The 21,307-nt window shown below is 73.0% G+C and carries 19 protein-coding genes; 12 read left to right on the top strand and 7 right to left on the bottom strand.

Annotated elements, in window-relative coordinates:
- The coding region (locus tag AB0M88_RS26840; protein WP_364106855.1) for a GGDEF domain-containing protein at positions 1–2,132 on the bottom strand (2,132 nt) is incomplete at its 3' end.
- A gap of 115 nt (positions 2,133–2,247) precedes the next feature.
- Between AB0M88_RS26840 and AB0M88_RS26835 the strand changes: the two genes are divergently transcribed.
- Positions 2,248–3,036, top strand: a complete 789-nt coding sequence (locus tag AB0M88_RS26835) for an endonuclease/exonuclease/phosphatase family protein (protein ID WP_364106853.1) — start codon at positions 2,248–2,250, stop codon at positions 3,034–3,036.
- Positions 3,037–3,104: 68 nt separating this feature from the next.
- The gene (locus AB0M88_RS26830; RefSeq protein WP_364106851.1) at positions 3,105–4,304 is read left to right on the top strand and encodes a cytochrome P450; all 1,200 of its coding nucleotides are present in this window, start codon (positions 3,105–3,107) and stop codon (positions 4,302–4,304) included.
- A 1-nt stretch (position 4,305) separates the two neighbouring features.
- Here the strand turns inward: AB0M88_RS26830 and AB0M88_RS26825 are convergent, their stop codons facing one another.
- Positions 4,306–5,886 carry a hypothetical protein gene (locus tag AB0M88_RS26825; protein ID WP_364106849.1) on the bottom strand — a complete coding sequence of 527 codons (1,581 nt, stop codon included), beginning with the start codon at positions 5,884–5,886 and terminating at the stop codon, positions 4,306–4,308.
- A gap of 159 nt (positions 5,887–6,045) precedes the next feature.
- Here AB0M88_RS26825 and AB0M88_RS26820 point away from each other — a divergent pair, with 159 nt between their 5' ends.
- A complete protein-coding gene (locus AB0M88_RS26820; RefSeq protein ID WP_364106847.1) occupies positions 6,046–6,540 on the top strand; it encodes a hypothetical protein in 495 nt (164 codons plus the stop codon).
- Positions 6,541–6,543: 3 nt separating this feature from the next.
- On the opposite strand, the gene ligA is transcribed toward AB0M88_RS26820, so the two are convergent.
- The gene (ligA, locus tag AB0M88_RS26815) at positions 6,544–8,514 is read right to left on the bottom strand and encodes an NAD-dependent DNA ligase LigA (RefSeq protein WP_364106845.1); all 1,971 of its coding nucleotides are present in this window, start codon (positions 8,512–8,514) and stop codon (positions 6,544–6,546) included.
- A gap of 124 nt (positions 8,515–8,638) precedes the next feature.
- Between ligA and AB0M88_RS26810 the strand changes: the two genes are divergently transcribed.
- Positions 8,639–10,321 (top strand): CocE/NonD family hydrolase, encoded by a 1,683-nt coding sequence (locus AB0M88_RS26810; protein WP_364106843.1) that lies wholly within the window; start codon positions 8,639–8,641, stop codon positions 10,319–10,321.
- Here the strand turns inward: AB0M88_RS26810 and AB0M88_RS26805 are convergent.
- Positions 10,281–10,724 carry a GtrA family protein gene (locus AB0M88_RS26805; RefSeq protein WP_364106841.1) on the bottom strand — a complete coding sequence of 148 codons (444 nt, stop codon included), beginning with the start codon at positions 10,722–10,724 and terminating at the stop codon, positions 10,281–10,283. The genes AB0M88_RS26810 and AB0M88_RS26805 overlap by 41 nt on opposite strands.
- 213 nt (positions 10,725–10,937) lie before the next feature.
- Here AB0M88_RS26805 and AB0M88_RS26800 point away from each other — a divergent pair, with 213 nt between their 5' ends.
- The 7 genes from AB0M88_RS26800 (at position 10,938) to AB0M88_RS26770 (ending at position 17,852) form a co-directional block, all read left to right on the top strand.
- Positions 10,938–11,804 carry an alpha/beta fold hydrolase gene (locus tag AB0M88_RS26800; protein WP_364106839.1) on the top strand — a complete coding sequence of 289 codons (867 nt, stop codon included), beginning with the start codon at positions 10,938–10,940 and terminating at the stop codon, positions 11,802–11,804.
- Positions 11,801–12,082, top strand: coding sequence for a hypothetical protein (locus tag AB0M88_RS26795; RefSeq protein ID WP_364106837.1), 282 nt, complete (start codon positions 11,801–11,803; stop codon positions 12,080–12,082). Before AB0M88_RS26800 ends, AB0M88_RS26795 begins: the two co-directional genes overlap by 4 nt.
- Before the next feature lie 77 nt (positions 12,083–12,159).
- Positions 12,160–14,934, top strand: a complete 2,775-nt coding sequence (locus tag AB0M88_RS26790; protein ID WP_364106835.1) for an AAA family ATPase — start codon at positions 12,160–12,162, stop codon at positions 14,932–14,934.
- Entirely contained in the window at positions 14,889–15,710 is an 822-nt protein-coding gene (locus AB0M88_RS26785) for an SAM-dependent methyltransferase (RefSeq protein ID WP_364106833.1), read from the top strand. Before AB0M88_RS26790 ends, AB0M88_RS26785 begins: the two co-directional genes overlap by 46 nt.
- Positions 15,711–15,775: 65 nt before the next feature.
- Positions 15,776–16,276 (top strand): sigma-70 family RNA polymerase sigma factor, encoded by a 501-nt coding sequence (locus tag AB0M88_RS26780; RefSeq protein ID WP_364106831.1) that lies wholly within the window; start codon positions 15,776–15,778, stop codon positions 16,274–16,276.
- Between the two features lie 39 nt (positions 16,277–16,315).
- On the top strand, positions 16,316–17,023 hold the full coding sequence (locus tag AB0M88_RS26775; RefSeq protein ID WP_364106829.1) for a histidine phosphatase family protein: 708 nt from the start codon (positions 16,316–16,318) through the stop codon (positions 17,021–17,023).
- The gene (locus tag AB0M88_RS26770) at positions 17,016–17,852 is read left to right on the top strand and encodes an NAD(P)H-hydrate dehydratase (protein WP_364106827.1); all 837 of its coding nucleotides are present in this window, start codon (positions 17,016–17,018) and stop codon (positions 17,850–17,852) included. The genes AB0M88_RS26775 and AB0M88_RS26770 overlap by 8 nt, the downstream gene beginning before the upstream one ends.
- A 10-nt stretch (positions 17,853–17,862) precedes the next feature.
- On the opposite strand, the gene AB0M88_RS26765 is transcribed toward AB0M88_RS26770, so the two are convergent.
- Together AB0M88_RS26765 and AB0M88_RS26760 are read right to left on the bottom strand one after the other, a co-directional pair.
- On the bottom strand, positions 17,863–18,516 hold the full coding sequence (locus tag AB0M88_RS26765; protein WP_364106825.1) for a response regulator transcription factor: 654 nt from the start codon (positions 18,514–18,516) through the stop codon (positions 17,863–17,865).
- Positions 18,516–19,580 (bottom strand): sensor histidine kinase, encoded by a 1,065-nt coding sequence (locus tag AB0M88_RS26760; RefSeq protein WP_364106823.1) that lies wholly within the window; start codon positions 19,578–19,580, stop codon positions 18,516–18,518. Before AB0M88_RS26760 ends, AB0M88_RS26765 begins: the two co-directional genes overlap by 1 nt.
- A gap of 109 nt (positions 19,581–19,689) precedes the next feature.
- Here AB0M88_RS26760 and AB0M88_RS26755 point away from each other — a divergent pair, with 109 nt between their 5' ends.
- Positions 19,690–21,135 (top strand): nitrilase-related carbon-nitrogen hydrolase, encoded by a 1,446-nt coding sequence (locus AB0M88_RS26755; RefSeq protein WP_364106821.1) that lies wholly within the window; start codon positions 19,690–19,692, stop codon positions 21,133–21,135.
- On the opposite strand, the gene AB0M88_RS26750 is transcribed toward AB0M88_RS26755, so the two are convergent.
- Positions 21,053–21,289: a hypothetical protein gene (locus tag AB0M88_RS26750; protein WP_364106819.1), complete on the bottom strand. Its 237-nt coding sequence runs from the start codon at positions 21,287–21,289 to the stop codon at positions 21,053–21,055. The genes AB0M88_RS26755 and AB0M88_RS26750 overlap by 83 nt on opposite strands.
- Positions 21,290–21,307: the final 18 nt, after the last annotated feature.

The raw sequence follows: 21,307 nt of genomic DNA, 5'->3' as shown, positions 1-21,307 counted from the left end.
TAGCCGTCGGCGCCCAGCGCGATGCCGATGCTGGCGGTCACGGCGACGTCGGTGTCGGTGTCGCCGAGACGGCACGGCGCCGAAACAGCTGCCTGCAGACGCTCGGCCAAGGCGGCCGGGGCCTCCGGCCCGGAAAAATCCTCGATCAGGACAGCGAACTCGTCGCCGCCGAGCCGGGCCGCCGCCTCGTTCGCCCGTAGTTCGGCCGTGACCCGGCGGGCCACCTCCTGCAGCAGGCGGTCGCCGGCCTCGTGCCCGAGACTGTCGTTGACCAGCTTGAAGCCGTCGAGGTCGAGCAGGAGCACGGCGTACCGGAATTCGGGCCGGCGCCGCGCCCGGGCCATCGCCAGCATCAGCCGGTCCCGGAAATGGCTGCGGTTCGGCAGCCCGGTCAGATCGTCGTAGAGGGCGGCCCGGCGCAGCACCTCTTCCTGCTCCCGCAGGGTCTGCAGCACCGAGTCGTGTTCGAGGGCGACGCTGAGCAGGGCCGCCCACTGGTTCATGGTCTCGCGGCCCTCGGCCAGGCCGGCCTGGATCGGCCCGACCAGCGCCAGCATGCCCCAGTCGCCGTTGTCGACCTTGAGGTGGGCCACGTAGATCATGTCGTCGGCGGCCGTGTCGGCCAGCGCGATCACCTCGGCCGGCGGGAACCGCTCGATCTCGGTGCGGCCGCCGCCCTGCACCGCGGCCCCGGCCCGCTGGTCGTAGGTGGCGATGACGTCGAGGAACGTGCCGCCGGTGTTCTCGTCGGCCGGCCACAGCCCCAGGCAGCCGGCGTGGATGTCGGTCGTGCGCAGCCAGTCCAGCGAGCGCGGGTCCCGTTCCTGGCTGCGCAGCAGCTGCATGCTGACCGAGTACTGGGTACCGAGCGCCGACATCGTCGACCGGCCGTGCGCGACCTGGAACGACGACTGGGCCTGGGCCAGCACCACGAAGATCTGATAGACGACGTCCTCGACCCGGTCGTTCCGCGCGGCGGTCTGCAGCGACCGGCCGTAGTCGCGGAACAGCCGCATCACCGCCACCGCGACCTCGTAGTTCTCCAGCCGCCGGGCGATCGGCAGCAGCAGGCGGCGCAGTTCGGACCCGGCCGGTGTGGGCAGCCCGGCCGCCGCGTCGTTCAGCACGGAGGCGACACCCTTGACCGACACCTCGAGGTCGGCCGCCTGGGCTCCGGCCGACCAGGCCGGGGTGTTGCGGTCGACGGCCGTACGCAGCTGGGCCAGCAGCCTTTCCGGGTCGGCCGGGTGGTCGCCGAGCCCGTCCGAGACCAGCGCCAGCGGGCCGGGACAGCCGCACGACTCGCGCACGACCAGCGTCGTCGGCAGGCGGTGCTCCTCGTTCCCCACCGGCCCGCCGTTCACCATCCGCACCACCAGCCGCGCGGCCAGCGCGCCGATCTCGTCCAGCGGCTGCCGCACACTGGTCAGGCTCGGGATCAGTGAGGCGCCGCCGAGCATGTCGTCGAACCCGATCACGGCCTGGTCGGCCGGCAGGTGGCAGCCCGCGTCGGTGAGGGTCCGGATCACCCCGAACGCGTTCTGGTCGTTGGCGGTCACCACCGCGGTCGACGGCAGGCCGGCGTCGAGCATCGCCTGGGCCGCCCGTTCGCCCCCGGCCTCCTGCATGTCGCCGGTGTCGTAGTAGAGACCCTCCGGGTCGAGGCTGTGGGCGAGCATCATCGCGCGGTACGTCGCGTACCGCTCCCGGGCGTCGACCTGGTCGAGGTGCCCGGCGAACGCGATCCGGGTGTGCCCGTGCCCGATGAGGTGCCGGACCGCGGCGGAGGTTCCCGACCCGTTGTCCGGTCTGACCGTCGGGCAGCTCAGCCCTTCCGGGTTGTCGCTGACCACGACGACCGGGCGCCCGCTCTCCTGGGCCTGGCGCATGTAGGCCGGGCTGGCGCCGTTCAGAAACGTGATCAGCCCGTCGATGTAGTCCCAGGCCACCCGGTGCGGGAACGGCGGCGGGTCCTTGAAGTCGGAGTTGAACGTGCCCGCGTCGAGGGTCTGGATCGCGATCAGCCGGCCGCCGTGCGCTGCCACCCCGGCCCGGATGCCGTCCAGCAGGCCGCCGAAGTAGGGGCCGCCGAACGACGTCGAGAGCACACCTACGACCGGACCATGCGCCACGGCCCAAGATTATTACCTTTCGGGAAGATCGGGGGCCGGTCGGGGAGTCGCTTGCAACCAGGCTGCGACCGGCCGTTGCCTGACGGTGGCGGGCGCGCGACCGATGCAACGGGGCGTGAGAATCCGTCTGGTCGTCGCCGCGCTGGCCTCCGCTCTCAGCCTCCTGGTCGGGGCGGCCCCGGCCCACGCGGCCGGCCCGCCGCTGCTCAGCATGACGTTCAACGCCTGCGGGAACGTCTGCCGGCACGGCGAGGTCGACCTCACCGCGTCGAACATCGCCTACCAGGTGCGGGCCCGCGGCGTCTCGGTCGCGATGCTCCAGGAGCTCTGCTACTCGCAGTTCCTCGGCGTGCGCGACCGGCTGGCCCGCTACGGCTACCAGGCGATCTTCGCGACGGCGACCAAGGGCGGCCACTGCGCCGACCAGGACCGGACCCACGGGCGTGCCTTCGGCATCGCCCTGCTGGCGAAGGGCAAGCTGAGCGGGCAGGTCGCGCACCAGTTGATCGGTACGTCGCCGGTGAACCCGGAGCAGCGCATGGTGCTCGGGGCGAACGTGCGCCTGAGCGGCCGTACGGTCTTCGCGGTCACCACCCACACCTCGCCGAGCGGCCCCAACCTGACGGCGCAGATGTCCGCGATCGACCACTGGCTGAGCCCGCTCGCCGAGACCCGCCCGGTCCTGTTCGGCGGCGACCTCAACTCGCAGCCCGCCGACGCCGACCTGGACCCGTTCTACGCCGGCTTCCGCGAGGCGAGCGGCAGCCGGTCGAACCCGCTGGTCACCTTCATGCCGGCCGCCCGCAGAATCGACTACCTGTTCGCCAGCCTCGACCGGCGGGGCGCCGGCACGGCCTGCTCCGGCTACTCCGACCACTGCATGTACTTCGGACTGTTCCAATAAGGACTTTCGATGGCGGCCATCAATTGTTCGAATGTGCTTTCGCGTTCGACGGCGTCTAGCTTTGGCTCGTGAATTCTCCCGAATTGGTGCTCGACCCGACGGCGCGGCGGCGGGCTTCCGAGGAAGCGGTGCTGCACGCGGCGGACGGGCCGGTGCTCGTCGACATCCTGGGCGAGCTGGCGTGGGCGGTCGGCGACCCCGACCTGCTGCGGCAGTTGCTGTCCGACCCGCGCGTGTCCAAGGACCCCCGGCAGCACTGGCCACGGTTCATCGAGGGCGAGATCGTCGGGAAGTGGCCGCTCTACCTGCAGGTGTCGGTGGACAACATGTTCACCGCGTACGGGCAGGCGCATCGCCGCCTCCGGCGGCTGGTCTCCCCGGTTTTCGCCGCCCGGCGGCTTGATGGTTTTCTGCCGTCGATCGAAAAGAACACCGCCGAGTTGCTCGACGACCTGGCGGCACGGGATTCCGGTCCGGTCGACCTTCGGCAGTCCTATGCGGTGCAGTTGCCGGTGCGGGTGATGAGCGATTTCCTGGGCATTCCCTCGCCGATGCGCGGGCCGTTCAAGGAGACGATCGACCGGATCTGGAACACCACCTCCTCGGCCGAGGACGCGATGGCGGCGACCGGTGATGTGTACGCGATGCTGACGTCGCTGATCACGCTCAAGCGGGAGACGCCGGGTGACGATCTGACGACCGGGCTGGTGCAGACGCCGGAGCTCACCGACCGCGAACTGGTCGACACGCTGCTGCTGATCGTGGCGGCCGGGTACGAGACGACGGTCAACCTGATCGACAATGCGATCGCCGCCCTGCTGACCGATCCCGATCAGGTCGCCCAGGTGCGCGCCGGCCGGGCGACGTGGGGGGACGTGGTCGAGGAGACGATGCGGTTCGCGGCGCCGGTCAGCCACATGCCGATGCGGTACGCGGTCTCCGACATCCCGCTGCCGGGCGGCGCGGTGATCCGGCAGGGCGAGGCGATCCTGCCGTCGTTCGGCGCCGCGTCGAACCACCCGCGACACCAGCCGGCGGGCACGGCCGGGGCGTTCGACGTGACCCGGGAGGACAAGTCACACGTGGCACTGGGGCACGGCGTGCACTTCTGCCTCGGGGCGCCGCTCGCCCGGGCCGAGGGGGCGACCGCGCTGGCCGGGTTGTTCGACCGCTTCCCCGAGATGCGCCTGGCCCAGCCGGCCGCGTCACTGGAGCCGGTCCCGAGCATCCTCGGCAACGGGCACGTGGCCCTCCCGGTCCACCTGTAGCTCAGCGCCGGGCGTCGCGGGTCACCGTTGCCGGCAGGTTCGACCACCAGCGCGCGGCGCTCCGCACCTCGCCCGGCATGGCCGGGTCGTCGGCGAGGCGGGTGAGCCAGTCGTGCCGGCCGGAGATGCCCAGGGCGTAGGTCAGGCCCGGCCGGCAGACCGGGCGCCGCAGGGCTCCGGCCCAGAAGAGGTCGCTGCTGGTGCCGGGCACGTGGGCGACGGTCCAGGCGGCCGAGCCGGCGGTTTCCGCGGGCAGGCCGGACGCCGTGACGAGTGTCTCGACCGTGCGGCGGTGTTCGGGCCCGGCGACGAACGGGAGCGCGTCGAGCAGGGCGCCCGCCAGCGCCGGGTCCCCGGCGACGGCCGGTTTACGCAGCTCGGTGCAGCAGGCGTCGGCCAGGGCGGCGCGGAAGGGGGTGGCGCCGAGGACCTGGGCGGCGTGCAGCCGGACGTCGGGGTTGGCGCTGAACAGCATCTCGTCGGCGACCCGGGTCAGCAGATCGTCGGGGGTGCCGTCGTCGTACGCCTCGGTGTGGGAGAGCACCGAGGCGACGATCCGCCCGGTCACCCGGCGTGGCTGTCCGTCGACGGCCGACTCCGCGTGTCCGGCCACGGCCGCCCGCAATCGGGCGACGCCGGCGGCCCGCAGTCCCGGCGGGAGGTTGCCGAGAAGCTCGGCGGCGAGCGGGCGGACGGCGGCCGACCACACCGTGTCGGTGAGCAGGTCGAGCACGGCCGGGCCGATCCGGCGCAGTTGGCCGGGACTGAACTGGCGGTTGCGTGCCCGGGCAGCGCCGGCGAGTAGCGCTCCCCGCAGCGTCCGCTCGGAGACCGGGTCGATGAGCTGGGCGGCGATCAGCGCGGAGACCGCCGGATCGTCGACCACGTCGAGGACCGCCAAGGGCTCGATGACGATCTGAGACGCCGGGTCGCGGACCACGGCGGCGCAGGCGCCGATGAGGTACGGGCGGCTCGCCGGCAGCCACAGCAGTCGGTGGGTGGACTCGCTGCGCTGCCGCCACGGGTCGCCGTCCGAGACCAACTGTTCGGAGAGCAGCCGCTGCGTCAGGCGGCCCCACCACCGGCCGGGCATCACCACCGTGCCGAACGTGGTGAGCAGGACGGTCAGCTCATCCCAGTCGGCGCCGGACATCGGGCCGTCGGACAGGACCTGGTCGAGCAGATCCTCGGCGCGGGTGAGCGCGGACCGGTCGTCCGGCCCGATCCGGCGATCTAGACGGGACGGGGACGCCCGGTCGGTGCGGTGCCGGTAAATGCCGTCGACGACGGTGACGAGACGGTTCCGTGGCAGCCCGAGGACCTTCTCGTACGCCACGACCGCGTGGTGCGGCACCGGCAGGCGCCCCGTCTCCCATCGGCTGAGCTGGCCGGCCGACGCGGGGCAGCCGGCCGCGGCGAGGCGGGCGGCGAAGCCGGCCAGGCGAAGGTCGCGGCCGCCCGGTCCGAACCGGCGGTTGACCCGCAGCAGCCAGGCGATGCGCTGCCGGCAGCCGGGAACCGCCGAGGCCGACGGCGGCCGGTGCGGCCGGCCGGGCCCAGACGATCTCGTACACGCCGCCACGTGGCGGACAGTATGCGCACAACTACCAGCGCGGAACAGCTTTGTTGCGGATACGACGAAGGTTGGCAAGAACTTGGCACTTGATCGACGGACCCGCATACGTTGCGTCCTCGACCTGGCGAGCGGAGGACCGACATGGCACGTCTTTCCCGGCTGGTGATGGTGGCGGCGACCGGACTGGCCCTGTTGTCCGCCTGTGACCCTTCGCAGGCCGCCACGAAGGCCGGTGCGAGCGGCTCGACACCCAACTGGGCCGGCGAATTCAGCCCGAACTGCAGCGGGGGAACGCCGACGGTCCGGTATTCAAGGTTCGACATCAACAACGACGGCGCGCTGGACTGGTTCTACGTCTTCCGCTGCCCGGAGGCCTTCAAGACCAAGCCGGACCGCGGCGACCAGCTCGAGGTGCTCGACGGCAAAGGCGACCAGGACCATCCGCGGCGATTGGGCTACCGCCGGCCCCTGATCCACTCCGACGAACGCCGTGACATCCTCGACGGCTGCCTGATGTTCAGCTATCAGCGTGTCCATATCGCCGTCAGCGGCGGGCCCGTCCTTATCGGCACCTGGCAACCCAAGGGCGTCCTGATTACGCGGTCGGCCCGTGCCGAGGACCTCCCATGCCAGGAAATCCGGTGGGAAGGCGATAAGTAGGGTTCAGTCGGCGAGCAGCTGCGCGAACTCGGCCGGGTCGAGGATCGGGATGCCGAGCTGGGCCGCCTTCTTTGCCTTGGCGGTGGTGGTCTCGGACGTGACCAGTGCCGTGGTGGTCGCCGAGACGTTGCCGCTGGCCCGGCCGCCCAGCTGCTCGATGCGCTCGCTCACCGTGGTGCGGGTGTAGCCGGGGACGCTGCCGCTGACCACGTATGTCCGGCCCGCCAACGGCTGCTCGCCCTCGGCCTCGGGGACGCCCATCGTGACGCCGGCGGCGGCCAGCCGGTCGATGACGCCGGACATGGCGGCGAGGCCGTCGATGACGTGCTGGGCTTTGATCAGGCCCATCTTGTCGATCTCGGCGATCTCGTCGACGGTGGCGGCGCGCAGCGCCTCCATGGTCTTGAAGCGGGCGGCCAGCCAGCGGCCCACGCTGCGGCCGGTCATCCGGATGCCGAGGCCGGTGATGACGCGGTTGAACGGCTGGGTCTTGCTGTGCTCGAGCGACGCGATGACCTTGGCCGCGTTGAGCTTGCCGAGCAGGACGACGCCGCCGGCCTTGGTGTTGCCGACGGGCAGCTCGGCCAGCTGCTCCTCGGTGAGCGTGTAGAGGTCGGCGACGTCGTTGGCCAGGCCGGCGTTGACCAGGGCGACGCAGAGCGCCTCGCCCGCGCCCTCGACGTCCATCGCCTCGCGGCTGCACCAGTATTCGAGCGCGTTGGTGGCGCTGCACGACGCGGTGTGGCAGCGCCAGAGCAGGCTCGACTTGTCCCACGGTTCGCCGCACTGGGGGCAGGTCTCGGGCGGGGTCCACGGGGTGAGGCCGTGCGGCTGCTCGCCGATGGGCGCGGTGACGCGGGGGATGACGTCGCCGGCCCGCCACACGGCGACGGTCTGGCCGATCGCGAGGCCCTGCTCCTCGACGAACTTCGGGTTGTGCAGGGTCGCGTAGGTGATGGTGGTGCCGTCGACGAAGACCGGGTCGAGGACGGCGCGCAGCGCGATGCGGCCGGTGCGCCCGACCCGCACCTCGATGTCGCGCAGCACCGTGGAGCCCGTGTCGGCCGGGTATTTGAACGCGGCCGCCCAGTGCGGGGTGCGGCTGCCGGAGCCGAGCCGCCGGCGCGTCGACTCGAGGTCGGCGGTGAGCACCGCGCCGTCGATCGGGAACTCGAGGCCGCGGCGGGACTCGCCGATGCGCGCGATGGCGGCGATCGCGGCGTCCGCGTCGGCGGCGACCTGGATCTCGCCGGTGGTGAGCCGTCCGGCCACCGGGAAGCCGAGGCCGGCCGCGTGGGCCATGCGCTCGTGGTGGGAGGCGAATTCGCCGGAGATGTCGTACGCCGCGAAGGTCATCGGCGTCTCGTAGGTGCGGTCGGCGCTGCGGATCGACCCGGCGACCGCGCCGCGCGAGTTGATGAACGCCTTGCCGCCGGCGGCGACCCGGTTGGCGCGGGCGGTCTCGAAGTCGCCGGCGGTCATGTAGATCTCGCCGCGGACCTCGCCCGTCCACCCGGTGCCGAGCCGGGCGGGCAGGCCGGCGACGCCGCGCAGCACCTGGGCGGTGACGTTCTCGCCGGTGCTGCCGTCACCGCGCAGCGCGGCCAGGGCGAGCCGGCCCGACGCGTATTCCACGCGGATCGCCAGCCCGTCGAGCTTGACCTCGATCAGGCACGGGTCGCCGCCGAGGCTCGCGACGAACCCGCGCACGTCGTCCTCCCCGGTGACCTTGTCGAGCGACATCATCGGCACCGGGTGGCGCACGTCGCCGCCGCCGGACACGCCCGCCGCGACCCGGGTGGTGACGCCGTGGTCGTCCCAGTCGGGGTGGGCCTTCTTCGCCTCGGCGATGCGGTCGAGCAGCGCGTCGTAGTCGGCGTCGGTCATCAGCACGTCGCCGGTGTCGTAGTACGACTTGGCGGCGGCCCGCGCCTGCTCGACGGCGGCGGCGAAGTCGAAGTCGGCTGCGGTCATGGCGACAACCTACGGGGCGGGTACGACAAGTTCGCGCCGCCATCTGTCCCGCAGATCGCCGGCATCTGAAGCCGCTGCCGCCCAGGCTCTGGGCGGCGCATCGGGCGCGCGTTTGAGTGGACGCATGCGAATCGAGTGGGATGTTCCGATCACCATGGACGACGGTGCGGTGCTGCGGGCCGACGTGTTCCGTCCCGACGCCGACGGCCACTATCCGGTGATCATGAGTCACGGGCCGTACGCGAAGGGTCTGGCCTTTCAAGAGGGGTTCGTCTTCGCCTGGACCAACCTCGAGAGCGAGCACCCGGACGCGCTGGCCGGCTCGTCCAACCGCTACCAGAACTGGGAGACCGTCGACCCCGAGAAGTGGGTGCCGGACGGCTACGTCGTGGTGCGCGTCGACTGCCGGGGTGCCGGGCGGTCGCCGGGCCTCCTCGACATCTTCTCGGCGCGGGAGACCCGTGACTACTACGAGTGCATCGAGTGGGCGGGCGCTCAGCCGTGGAGCAACGGCAAGGTCGGGCTGCTCGGCATCTCCTACTACGCGGTCAACCAGTGGCAGGTGGCCGCGCTGCGCCCGCCTCACCTGGCCGCGATCTGCCCGTGGGAGGGCGCGACCGACTACTACCGCGAGTTCACCCACCACGGCGGGATTCCGTCCGACTTCCTCCGGCAGTGGTATCCGCCGCAGGTCGAGGCGATGCAGCACGGCGTCGGCGACCGCAGCCCGCGCAGCGCGGTCACCGGAGTGCCGGTGGCCGGGCCGGAGACGCTCGATGAGGCGGAACTCGCGAAGAACCGCACCGACGTGGTCGCCGAGATGCTGTCCCGGCCCACGCTCGACGATCATTACCGCGAGCGCACGGCCGACCTGACGAAGATCGAAGTGCCGGTGCTCAGCGCGACCAACTGGGGTCACCATCTGCACACCCGGGGCGGCTTCGAGGGGTGGCGGGCGGCCGGCAGCGGGCAGAAGTGGCTCGAGGTGCACGGGCAGCAGCACTGGGTGGAGTTCTACACCGACTACGGCGTGCGGCTGCAGAAACGGTTCTTCGGGCACTTCCTGAAGGGCGAGGACACCGGCTGGGACGAGCAGCCGCCGGTCTATCTCAATGTGCGGCGGGTCGACGGGACGTTCGAGGGCCGGGCCGAGCAGGAATGGCCGCTCGCGCGCACGACGTGGACCCGATGGGAGCTCGGCATCACCGCCCCGGCGCGGTTCGAGGCCGACGGCGACGGCGTCACGTTCTGGGCCGAGCCGTACGCCGAGGCGACCGAGCTCACCGGGCCCGCCTCGGCCCGGCTGCGGGTGGCGTCGAGCACCGCCGACGCCGACCTGTTCCTGGTGCTGCGGGTGCAGGACCCGGCCGGGCGGGACGTCACCTTCCCGGGCGCGCTCGACCCGCACGGGGCGGTCGCCTTCGGCTGGCTGCGGGCGTCGCTGCGGGCCACCGATCCGGCGCTCAGCGAGCCCTACCGGCCGTGGTACCGGTTCACCGAAGCCGAACCCCTGACCCCGGGCGAGCCGGTCGACGTCGAGGTGGAGATCTGGCCGACGTCGGTGTTGATCCCGGCCGGCTACCGGCTCGGGCTGACCGTGCTGGGCCGCGACTTCACGTTCGACGGGCCGGGGCCGTGGCCGCACTCGTACGGGGTGGACATGCGCGGCAACGGCATCTTCGTGCACACCGACGAGCGCGCCCGGCCGCGCCCGCTGTTCGGCGGCACGACCACCCTCTACGGCGGCTCGGTGCTGCTGCCGGTGGTCAGCTCCGGAAAACCCACCAGCGGCAGGCCGAATAGGTGAAGACGGCCACGAAGGACGAGGCGATCACGCGGGCGACCAGGAAGTTCAGCCCGAGATCGGCCAGACCGGTCGAGACACCCACGGTCAGCAGGTAGTCGCCGGCGAGGACCACGGCGTACCGGAGGACCTGGCCCCCCAGGGGGGCGTGGGAATGGAAGTTGACGGTGCGGTTGAGAACGAAGTTCAGGCCGAAGGCGACCAGGTAGGCGACCGAGACGGCGGCCGGGAGGGGCAGGGCGGTGCGGTCGCGGAGAACGGCCAGCAGCGTGAGGTCGAGCGAGAACGTGAACGCGCCGATGACGGCGAAGCCGACCAGCTCGCGGGGGAGCAGGTGGCGCAGGCGCGGGGGCAGGCGGTCCACCCACGAGGTGAGGAACTCGGTTCGCTGCTGGACCGTGGTCACGCGGCCATCCTTCCCGGGCCGGTCAACCCGCTTCACGCCGGGTCGGCGACGTTGCCGGCCGTTTGCCGGCGATTTCCGTACGCGTCGGCCCCCGGCCCCCGCCGGTTCGCACCCGGGGTCGGTCACGGGGTGGACCAGGGGTGAACACGGAAGCGGCCGCGGCCGGGGCGTGCCCACGCTGGCAGGGGTGTCCGACGAATCCGAGGAGGAGCGATGCCTGCCGTCCACCACCGCTACGCGACCGTCGAGGGACAGCGCCTCTTCTACCGGGAGGCGGGGCCGGCCGGCGCGCCGGTGGTGGTGCTCCTGCACGGCTTCCCGACCTCGTCGTTCATGTTCCGCGGGCTGATCCCGGCGCTGGCCGGCCGCTACCACGTGATCGCCCCCGACCACCTGGGCTTCGGCTTCTCGGACGCGCCCCCGGCGGCCGAGTTCGACTACACGTTCGAGCGGCTCACCGACCTCACCCAGGGACTGCTCGATCAGCTGGGCGTGCACCGCTACGCGGTCTACATGCAGGACTACGGGGCGCCGATCGGGTTCCGGCTGGCACTGCGGCGACCCGGCGACATCGCGGCGGTCGTCACCCAGAACGGCAACGCGTACGACGCCGGGTTCGTCGAGGGGTTCTGGAAGACGGTCCGGGACTACCAGGAGGCGCCGGCCGGCGCCTCGGAGGCGGCGATCCGGCAGGCGTTCACCCTGGAGGTCACCCGCTGGCAGTACCTGACCGGCGTGCCGGACGAGACGCTGGTCAGCCCGGACGCCTGGGAGCACGACTTCGCGCTGCTCAGCCGCCCCGGGAACGACCTGATCCAGCTGGCCCTGCTCCGCGACTACGCGACCAACCCACCGCTCTATCCGCGGGTGCACGAATATCTGCGGAGCAGCGCGGTGCCGGTGCTCGCGGTGTGGGGCCGGGGCGACGAGATCTTCGGGCCCGACGGGGCCCGGGCGTTCGCGGCCGACGCGGTCGACCCCGAGATCCACCTGCTCGAGGGCGGCCACTTCCTGCTCGAGAGCGCGGGCGACGAGGTGGCCGAGCTGATCCGGGACTTCCTCGGGCGGCGGCTCAAGTGAGGATCGACTGGACCGTGGTCGGCCGCGACGACGTGCTGCGGGCGGCCGCGGAATTCGACTCCCTCGGGGCGACCGAGTTCTACGCCCGCCACGGGTTCGCGCCGGCCACGACGTACGAGATGGTGTTGAACGACCGTAGGTATCCGCCGAAAGCCCTGCTCGGCACCGCCTTCGAATTCGCGACCGGTACGCGGCTGGCCTCGAGCGACTTCGAGGGCGGCCGCGCCGGTGCGGTGCGGGTGCTGCAGAAGCTCGGGTTCGACATCCGCCATTCGTGAGTTCTATCGACGGCCCCCGTTTTTCGCATGCTTTGACCGGGTTCGGCGGGCGCGAACCGTCCTAGACTCCGGAAACCATGAGTGAGCTGGTGGGCCGGACCGCCGAGCGCGCCGGGCTCGACCATCTGCTGGCCGCGGCCCGCACCGGGGAGAGCCGGGCGCTGTTGCTGCGCGGCGAGGAGGGCATCGGCAAGACGGCGCTGCTCGACCATCTGGCCGGCCGGGCGACCGGGTGCCGGATCGTGCGGGCGGCCGCGGTGCCGTCCGAGCAGGCGGTGGAGTTCGCGGCCCTGCACCAGTTGTGTGCGCCGCTGCTCGACCGCCTCGACTGTCTGCCGCTGCCGCAACGGGACGCGGTCGGGGTCGTCTTCGGGCTGCGGGCGGGAGCCGCGCCCGACCGGCTGCTGGTCGGCCTGGCCGTGCTCGGGTTGCTCGCCGAGCACGCGCGCTCACAGCCGCTGCTCTGCCTGATCGACGACGCGCAGTGGCTCGACCCGGCGTCGGCGCAGGTGCTGGGGCTGGCGGCGCGGCGGGTCCGGGCCGAGTCGCTGGCGGTGGTCTTCGCGAGCCGGGATTCCCGGCCGGAGCTCGACGGGCTGCCCGTGCTGTCGCCCGGTGGACTGTCGGATGAGGAGGCCCGGGCGCTGCTGGCGGCGGCCGGGTGGTTGGAGCCGGTCGACGACCGGGTGATCGCCGAATGCCACGGCAATCCACTGGCTCTGCTCGAGACGGCGAAGGCGGGCTGTGCCGGCCTTCCGGGGACGGAGTCCGGGTGGCTCGGCGCGGCGGCGTTGCCCGGGCGGATCGAGGAGTGGGCGCGGCAGGGGTGTGCCGGCCTCGACGCGGCCGCGCGCCTGCTGCTGATGGTCGCGGCGATCGAGCCGGGCGGCGATCCGGCGCTGGTCGGGCGGGCCACGGCCCGGCTGGGTGCCCAGGTCGACGCGGAGGCGCCGGCGGGGCCAGATGCCGGCGTCGGCTGGGAGGCGCTGGCCGGGCTGGTGGAATTCGGGGATCGGGTGCGGTTCCGGCATCCGCTGCTGCGCACGGCCGTCGGGCGCCGCGTGGATCCGGCCGAGCGGCGCCGGGTGCACGCCGCGCTCGCCGCCGAGATCGACCCGGCGGCCGATCGGGTCGGCCACCTCTGGCAGCGAGCCCAGGCGGCGGCCGGCCGGGACGACGACCTCGCCGACGACCTCGCGGCGGCCGGCGGCGGGCCGCTCTTTCTCGAGCGGGCGGCCGAACTGACGACCGATGCGGGCAAGCGCGGCGAATGGTTGCTCGCCGCCGCCGAGTCGCGGCACCTTTCCGGTACGCCCGGTGCCGCCCAACGCCTCCTCCGGCTGGCCGAGGCCGGACCGTTGAGCGAACTCGCCCACGCCCGGGCCGACGTGCTGCGCGCGCAGGGTGATCCGGCCCTGCTGCTGAAGGCGGCCGACCGGATCGCGCCGCTGGACGCCGCGCGGGGCCGAGCGACCTGTCTGGACGCCCTGCGGGCGGGTCTCATCGCGGGCGAGGCGCCCGGCGACGATCCATTTCTGCGGGCGTTGAAGGTGCGCTCCACAAAGGACGTCGTCATTGCCGCACCGCATTTGCGGACCTTGTTGTCCGATGTGGACCGTGCCGATGGGCGTGAGTTGTGGGCTGGTGGACTGGCCGCGCTGGAACTGGGCGACCGCGAGGCGGCCGACGCGCTGACGGCCCGGTCGGTCCGGCTGGCCGCGGAGTCGGGAACGGCCGCGATGCTCCCCGATCTGCTCGCTCAGCGCGTGGTCAGCCGGGTGTACGCCGGAGCGCTGCCGCAGGCCGGCGCGCTGGCCGGGCAACTGGACGCGGTCTGCCGGAGGGCCGGCGTCACCCCACCGGCCGGTCCGGCGCGGCTGCTCGCGGCCTGGGCCGGTGCCCCGCCGATGGACGGCGACCCTGACGAGGCGGCGGTGGTGCGGCTCGCCTCGAGTCCGGAGGGCGAGGACAGAAGGTCGGAGGGCGACGGTCGCGCGTTGGAGGGCGACGGCCGGGCGTTGGAGGGCGACGGCCGGACGTTGGAGGGCGACGGCCGGGCGTTGGGGGATGACGGCCGGGGACTGCCGGGCGTCGGCTGGGACGACGTGCGGGCGGTCCGGTGGAACGGGCTGGGGCGATATGAGGAGGCCTACGCCGTGGCGCGCGGAGGCTGTTGGCCGGGGCTGGTGGAGCGGCTGGTCGCGGCCGCGCACCTCGGGCGGAACGACGTGGGCGGGCTGCGGCGGCTGAACGACGCCGCCCGGGCAGCCGGGAGCGACGGGCTGCTGGGGCTGGCCGCGCTGGGCCGGGCGATGCTGGGCGGACAGACGCTGGGCGGCAAGGCGCTGGGCGGCAAGGCGCTGGGCGGGAAGATGCTGGGCGGGAAGATGCTGGGCGGGCGGGAGGATGCCTACCGGGAGGCCCTCGCGCTTCTGGAGCGCGCCGGGATGCGGGGCTATCTGGGGCGGGCCCATCTCTACTACGGGGAATGGCTGTGGGCGGCCGACCGGCACGGTGACGCGCGGGCTCGACTGCGGACGGCGTACGAAATGATGCGGGAGAGTGGTCTCCTGGCCTTCGCCGATCTGGCCGGCGCCCGTCTCGGCGTAGCCGGGCGGAAGCGGCCGGACGCCGGGCTGACCGCGCAGGAGACGCAGATCGTGCGGCTGGCCCGCGACGGCCTGTCGAATGTGGAGATAGCGTCGCGACTGTTTCTCAGCCCGCGTACTGTCGAGTGGCATCTGGGCAAGGTGTTCACCAAGCTCGGCATCAGCTCGCGCCGGCAACTGCTCCGAGGGACGGGCCCATGGCGATCAGGGGAGTGGGGCGGACCGCGCTCGGCGTCGGCTTGATGCGGGCGCTGGAACAGTATGAGCCGCGAAAGCTCTTCGACGACCCGGTGGCGCCACGGTTGGCGACCGGCTGGATCGCGGCGATCGCGCGCTACCGGCCGCTGCGGAAAGCCTTCCTGTTGCTGATGAACCGGTCCGGGCCGGGGTTCTACGGCAGCGTGGTCTGCCGCACGCGGGTGATCGACGACGAATGCCGGCTCGCGGTCGCCGACGGGGTCCGGCAGGTCGTCATCGTCGGCGCGGGGATGGACACGCGGCCCTACCGGCTGGCGCCGTTGCGCGAGACCAGGGTCTGGGAGTTCGACCTGCCCGAGGTGCAGGAGGCCAAGAAGGCGGCGCTCCGGCGGGTGCTCGGTGAGCTGCCCGGGCACGTCGGCTTCGCGCCGATCGACCTCACCCGGCAGCGGGTCGGCGACGGGCCGGCCGACCCTTCGGTTCCCACACTCGTGATCTGCGAGGCGGTCAGTCTTTATCTGCCGGGCCCGGCGGTGGGCGAACTCTTCGCGTACGCGGGGAGCCTGCCGCCCGGCAGCCGGTTCGTCCTCACCTACCTTTCCCGGGTCGTCGCCGAGGATCCTCGGTATGCCCGGTGGCGGCGCCGTCTGCGATGGCAGACCGCCTTTTCCCGGCCCGAGGTCGCCGCCCTCCTCGAGGCTCGTGGTCTGACCGTTCTGCGGGACCTCGGCCCGGACGATCATCGGCGCGACTTACTGCGTCCGATGGGCCGTGAGCTGGACGTTTTCGACGGTGAGCGGCTCACGGTCAGTCGACGGTAAGTCTTTGGATAGTCGTTTTTTCTAACCTGCGGGAACCAGTTGGCGGTTTCCTTCAGGAGCTTTCAATGGATGACACACACCACCGGGCCCGCATCGAACAGATCCACGCCAAGCATTCGCTCGCGCTGCTGCGTTACCTGATCCGCTTCGCGGGTGAGCGGCACGCGGCCGAGGACATGCTGCAGGAGACCATGCTGCGGGCCTGGCGTCACCGCGACGCCCTGCCGGGCGACGAGAACGGCGTACGCGGCTGGCTGTTCACGGTGGCCCGCAACGTGGCCATCGACGCCGACCGGATGCGCCGGGTCCGGCCGGCCGAGGTGACCCTGACCGACCAGAACGACTCGGTCGCCGCGTCCGACACCCCGGACTCGGCGATCGCGGCCCAGGAGATGGTCCGGGCGTTCGCGTCGCTGAGCGAGATGCAGCGCGACGTGATCCGCCAGATCTACTTCCGCGGCGACTCGATCGAGGAGGTGGCGACGCGGCTGGGCATCCCGGCCGGGACGGTGAAGTCGCGGGCGCACTACGGCGTCCAGGCCATGCGGGCGGCAGTTTCGTCCTAGGCTGGTTTAGGCGGGGTGAAGTCGGGCAGCTTTGACCCCGTGGAAAAGTTCACCTGGCTGGCCGTGGTGCGACACGGCCAGAGCACGGGAAACATCGCCGCGGCGGCGGCCGAGGGGGACGGCGCCGAGGTGATCGACATCGCCGAGCGCGACGCCGACGTGCCGCTCTCGGTGACCGGCCGGGAGCAGGCCGGGGCCCTGCGGCGCGTCTTCGCCGAGATGCTCGCCGACCGGCGGCCCGAGGTCGCGGTGGTCTCGCCCTACCTGCGCGCCCGGCAGACGGCCGAGGCGGCGCTGGCCGACCTGCACGTGCCGCTGCGGATCGACGAGCGGCTGCGCGACCGCGAGCTCGGGGTGCTCGACCTGCTCACGACGCGGGGGGTGGAGGCGCGCCTCCCGGAGGAGGCCCGGCGACGGGCCCGGCTGGGGAAGTTCTACTACCGGCCGCCGGGCGGCGAGTCGTGGGCCGACGTGCTGCTGCGGCTGCGGTCGCTGCTGAGCGACCTGCCGCCGGGACGAGCCGTGCTGTTCGCCCACGAGGCGACCGTGCTGCTGATCCGCTATCTGGTCGAGGGCCTCGACGAGGCGGCCCTGATGGAGATCGCCCGGAGCACGACCGTCGCCAACTGCTCGCTCAGCAGCTGGCGGCGCCGCGACGGGGTGCTGATCCCGGAAACCTTCAACGACGTATCGCATCTGCCGGCCGAGGGCGCGCCGGTGACCCGCCAGGAGGACGTCCATGCCTGACTCGGAAGCCGTCATCACCCCGCACCTGCTGCGCCGGTGGCCGCTGCCCGACCCGGCGGGAGACAAGGAGTCCCGCGGAACGGTCCTGGTCGTGGGCGGGTCGCGCTTCAACCCGGGTGCGGTGCTGCTGGCCGGCACCGCCGCGCTGCGGGCCGGGGCCGGCCGGCTGCAGCTGGCGGTCGCCGAGGAGAGCGCGGTCGCGGTGAGCGTCGCCGTGCCCGAGGCGCGGGTCGTGGGGTTCCCGGCCTCGGGCGCCCCCGACGAGGTGCTCGAGCTGGCCGCCGAGGCCGATGTGGTCGCACTCGGCCCCGGGCTCGACGACATCGAGCAGACCACCGACCTGATGCGGGGCGTTCTCGAGGCGGCGGGCCCGCAGACCGCGGTGGTGCTGGACGCCTACGCGCTGGGCGCGCTCAGCAAGGACCCGAAGCTGCTGCGCCAGCGCCGGGCGGTGCTGACGCCCAACGTCACCGAGGCCGCGCACCTGCTGGGATCGGAGCCCGGTGACGACCTGGCCACGGCGGCGCGGGAGGTGGCTTCGCGCTATCAGGCGGTGGTTTCGCTCTACGGGCACATCGCGGCCCCGGACGGTAGCGGCTGGCGCGAGGAGAGCGGCGACGCCGGTCTCGGCACCTCGGGCAGCGGCGACGCCCGCGCCGGGGTGGTCGCGGGACTTCTGGGCCGGGGCGCCGAACCGGCCCAGGCCGCGTGCTGGGCCGCCTACGCCCACGCGGTGAGCGGGCAGCGGCTGAGCCCGCGCTACGGGCGCACCGGCTTCCTCGCCCGCGAGCTGGTCGACGAGGTCGCCAACACGATCGCCACGGTCTGAGCCCGCACGGTCAGGAGCCGGGCACGACCAGGCCCGACTCGTACGCGACCATCACCGCCTGGGCCCGGTCGCGCAGGCCCAGCTTGGCGAACAGGTTGCCGACGTGGGTCTTGACCGTGTGCTCGCTCAGCCGGTGGTGGGCGGCGATCTCGGCGTTGGACAGGCCGGCCGCGATCAGGCGGAGCACGTCGGTCTCCCGGCCGGTCAGCCCCGCGATCGCGGTCGCGAGCGCCGGGTCGGGGCGGCCGCGCCGGTGCAGTTCGCCGATCACGCGGGCGGTGACGCCGGGGGCGAGCAGGGCGTCCCCGGCGGCGACCACGCGTACGGCGTTCACGAGCTCGGCGCGGGGCGCGTCCTTGAGCAGGAAGCCGCTGGCGCCCGCGCGCAGCACCGCGTACAGGTAGTCGTCGGTGTCGAACATGGTCAGGGCGAGGACCCGGCCGGCCGTCCGCTCGCACACCTGGCGGGTGGCGGCGACGCCGTCGAGGACGGGCATCCGCATGTCCATCAGCACCACGTCGGGCCGGTGCTCGACGGCGGCCCTCACCGCGGCCGCGCCGTCGGCGGCCTCGGCGACCACCTCGATGTCCGGTTCGGCGCCGAGGATCGTCGCGAAGCCGGCCCGGAACAGGTCCTGGTCGTCGGCGAGCACCACCCGCAGCATCAGCAGCCCACCGGCGCGGGCAGCGTCGCTGTGACGGTGAAGCCGCGGCCGCCGTCCGCCGGCCCGATGTGGAGGGTGCCGCCGCAGGCCTGGGCGCGCTCGCGCATGCCGACGATTCCGTAGCCGGGTTCGGCCCGGCCGGGCTTGGGGCCGTCGTCGGTGATGGCCACGGTCAGCGATTCCGCCGTGTAGTCCAGCCGGACGCGCACCGACCGGGCGCGGGCGTGCCGGACCACGTTGGTCAGCGACTCCTGCACGATCCGGTAGACGGCCACCCCGACGTCGGCGGGGGGCGCGAACGGCGTTCCGGAGACGGTGAGGGCGGCGTCGAGGCCGGTCGTGCGCATCCGTTCGACCAGGTCGGGCAGTTGCGCCAGGCCCGGCTGGTCGAGCGGCCGGTCGGTGGGTTCGCGCAGGCCGCCGACCGCCCGGCGCAGGTGGACGACCGCGTCGCGGCCGGTCGCGGCGATGGCGGCGAACGCGGCGTCGGCGGCGTCCGGGTTCGTGCGCACGAGCAGCGGCCCCGCCTCGGCCTGGACGATCATGATGCCGACGGCATGGGTGAGGATGTCGTGCAGGTCGCGGGCGATGCGGGTGCGCTCGCGTAGCACGGCCGCCCGGCGCCGCTCGGCGAGCGCCCCGGCCTCGGTGCGCCGGGCGCGGGTGCTGGTTCCCAGGGCGTACGCGAAGGCGAAGGCGACGGCCAGGTAGCGCAGGACCTCCAGGTCGGGTCGCGGGTAGAGCACCGAGAACAGCAGGCCGGTGGCGGTGACCGCGCCGCCGAGCAGCCGGATCGGGAGCGAGGCGCGCGCCGCGAACGTGTAGAGGCAGACGAGCGGCCCGACGGGCAGCAGCGGGGGAGCGCCGAGCGAGGCGGAGACCGTCGTGGCGGTGCCGACGACGAGGGCGACCGTGAGCAGCGCGCGTTCGCGCCACAGCACCGGCACCGACGACGCCACCGCGAGGGGCAGCACCCACCAGGCGTGCGGTCGGCCGATCAGGGCGGGCACGACGGTGGCGGCGACCGCGGCCGCGGTGACGGCGAGATTGACGTACCGCTTCACCCGGGCAGTATCGCCGCCCCGGCCGGCGCCGCGCTTCCCTCCACGGGACCAGATCCGGCTCGGAGCGCGGGGCGATCCGCTTCGGCCGGCACTGCCGCACGCTCGGCGCATGATGACACTCGTCGCCGCCGTCCTGAGCGGTCTGCTGTGGCTCGGCGGGACCGGGCTTCACCCGATCTGGGGGCTCACCTGGGTCGCGCCGCTCCCGCTTCTGTTGGCCTCTTTCCGCGTACGCGCCCGGACCGCGCTCGGCGCGGCGGTCCTCGCCTGGCTGATCGGCCAGCTCGGGGTGCTCGCGTATTACCACGTCACCCTGTCGATGCCGGTTCCCGAGGTCGCCGGCGTGGTCCTGCTCGGCGCCGCCCTGGCCGCGGGCACGGTCCTGCTCGCCCGGGCCCTGCTGCTGCGCGGACGGACCGCGACCGCCGTCCTGGCCGTTCCGGCGCTGTGGGTGCTGGGCGAGTACGCCGCCTCACGCCTGTTGCCGCACGGCGCGTGGTGGAGCCTCGCCTACACCCAGGCCGACGTGCGCCCGGTCATCCAGCTGACGGCGCTGACCGGCGTCTGGGGCGTCACCTACCTGCTGGTCGCCGTCCCGGTCGCGCTCGCCGCTCTGCGGATGAGCCCCCGAGTGGCCGTTGCCTGCCTGCTCGCGGTGGTGGCGGCGGCCGGCGGGTGGTCGGCCTGGTCGCTGAGCCGGCCGACGGCCGGAACCGGGGCGCTGACCGTCGGGCTGGCCGCGATGGAGCAGTCCGACGACGGGCTGCCGGTCGATCAGGCGTCCGGCCGCGACCTGCTCGCCCGCTACGTGCCGCGGGTGGCCGGCCTGGCCGCCCGCGGGGCACGGGTCGTGGTGCTGCCGGAGAAGGTGTTCGGCGTGACCGACACGACGCTGCCCGTGGTGGTGGACGCGTTCCGGCCGGTCACGTCCGGCGGTACGTCGGTGGTGGTCGGGGCGGTGCTGCGCCGGCCGGACACGGCGAACAACGTCGCGCTGGTGCTGGGAGCGGGCGGAACCGTGACTCCGTATGCCAAGCAGCACCTGATCCCGGGGCTGGAGGACTGGCTGACGCCGGGCCACGACGACGTGATCGTCGACGGGCGGTTCGGCGTGGCGATCTGCAAGGACCTCGACTTCCCCGGGCTCGTGCGGCGATATCGGGCGCAGGGCGCGCGGGTGATGCTGGTTCCCGCCCTCGACTTCACCTCCGACGGATGGCTGCACAGCCGGATGGCGCTGGTCCGCGGGGTCGAGGACGGGCTCACGGTGGTGCGCGCCGCCGACTACGGCCGCCTGACCGTCACCGACGCCCGGGGGCGGGTGCTGGGCGAAGACGACGCGCAGCTGCTGGTCACGATGAGGCCGGCGGCGCAGGGGACGGTCTACGCGCGTACGGGCGACTGGTTCCCGGTCGCGGCCGTGCCGTTGTTTCTGCTGGCCCTGTGGTCGTCCCGTACGCGCGCTGAGCGGGTTACGCGCCGGACCGGCGCTTGTCCTCCTCCAGATCGGCCTCGCCGACCGGGACGCCGTCGGAGTCTCGCCGGGGGTGGGTGAGGTCGGCGTCGGCGCCGCTGCGGGCGGCGTCGGCCTCGGCGTCGTCGGCGCCCACGGTGGGGCCGGTCTCGGGGTCGGAGGTTTCCTGCTCGGTGAGCCGGGCGGCCGTCTCGGCGGCCAGAGGCAGGCCGGCGGCGGATGAGGGATTCGTCATGACCAGGGAATACCCGGA

It is taken from the genome of Actinoplanes sp. NPDC051411 (assembly GCF_040682075.1).
In the GTDB taxonomy this organism is placed as follows: domain Bacteria; phylum Actinomycetota; class Actinomycetes; order Mycobacteriales; family Micromonosporaceae; genus Actinoplanes.
The sequence above is the reverse complement of the archived record's forward strand: the minus strand, read 5'-3'. Positions and strand labels throughout refer to the sequence as shown.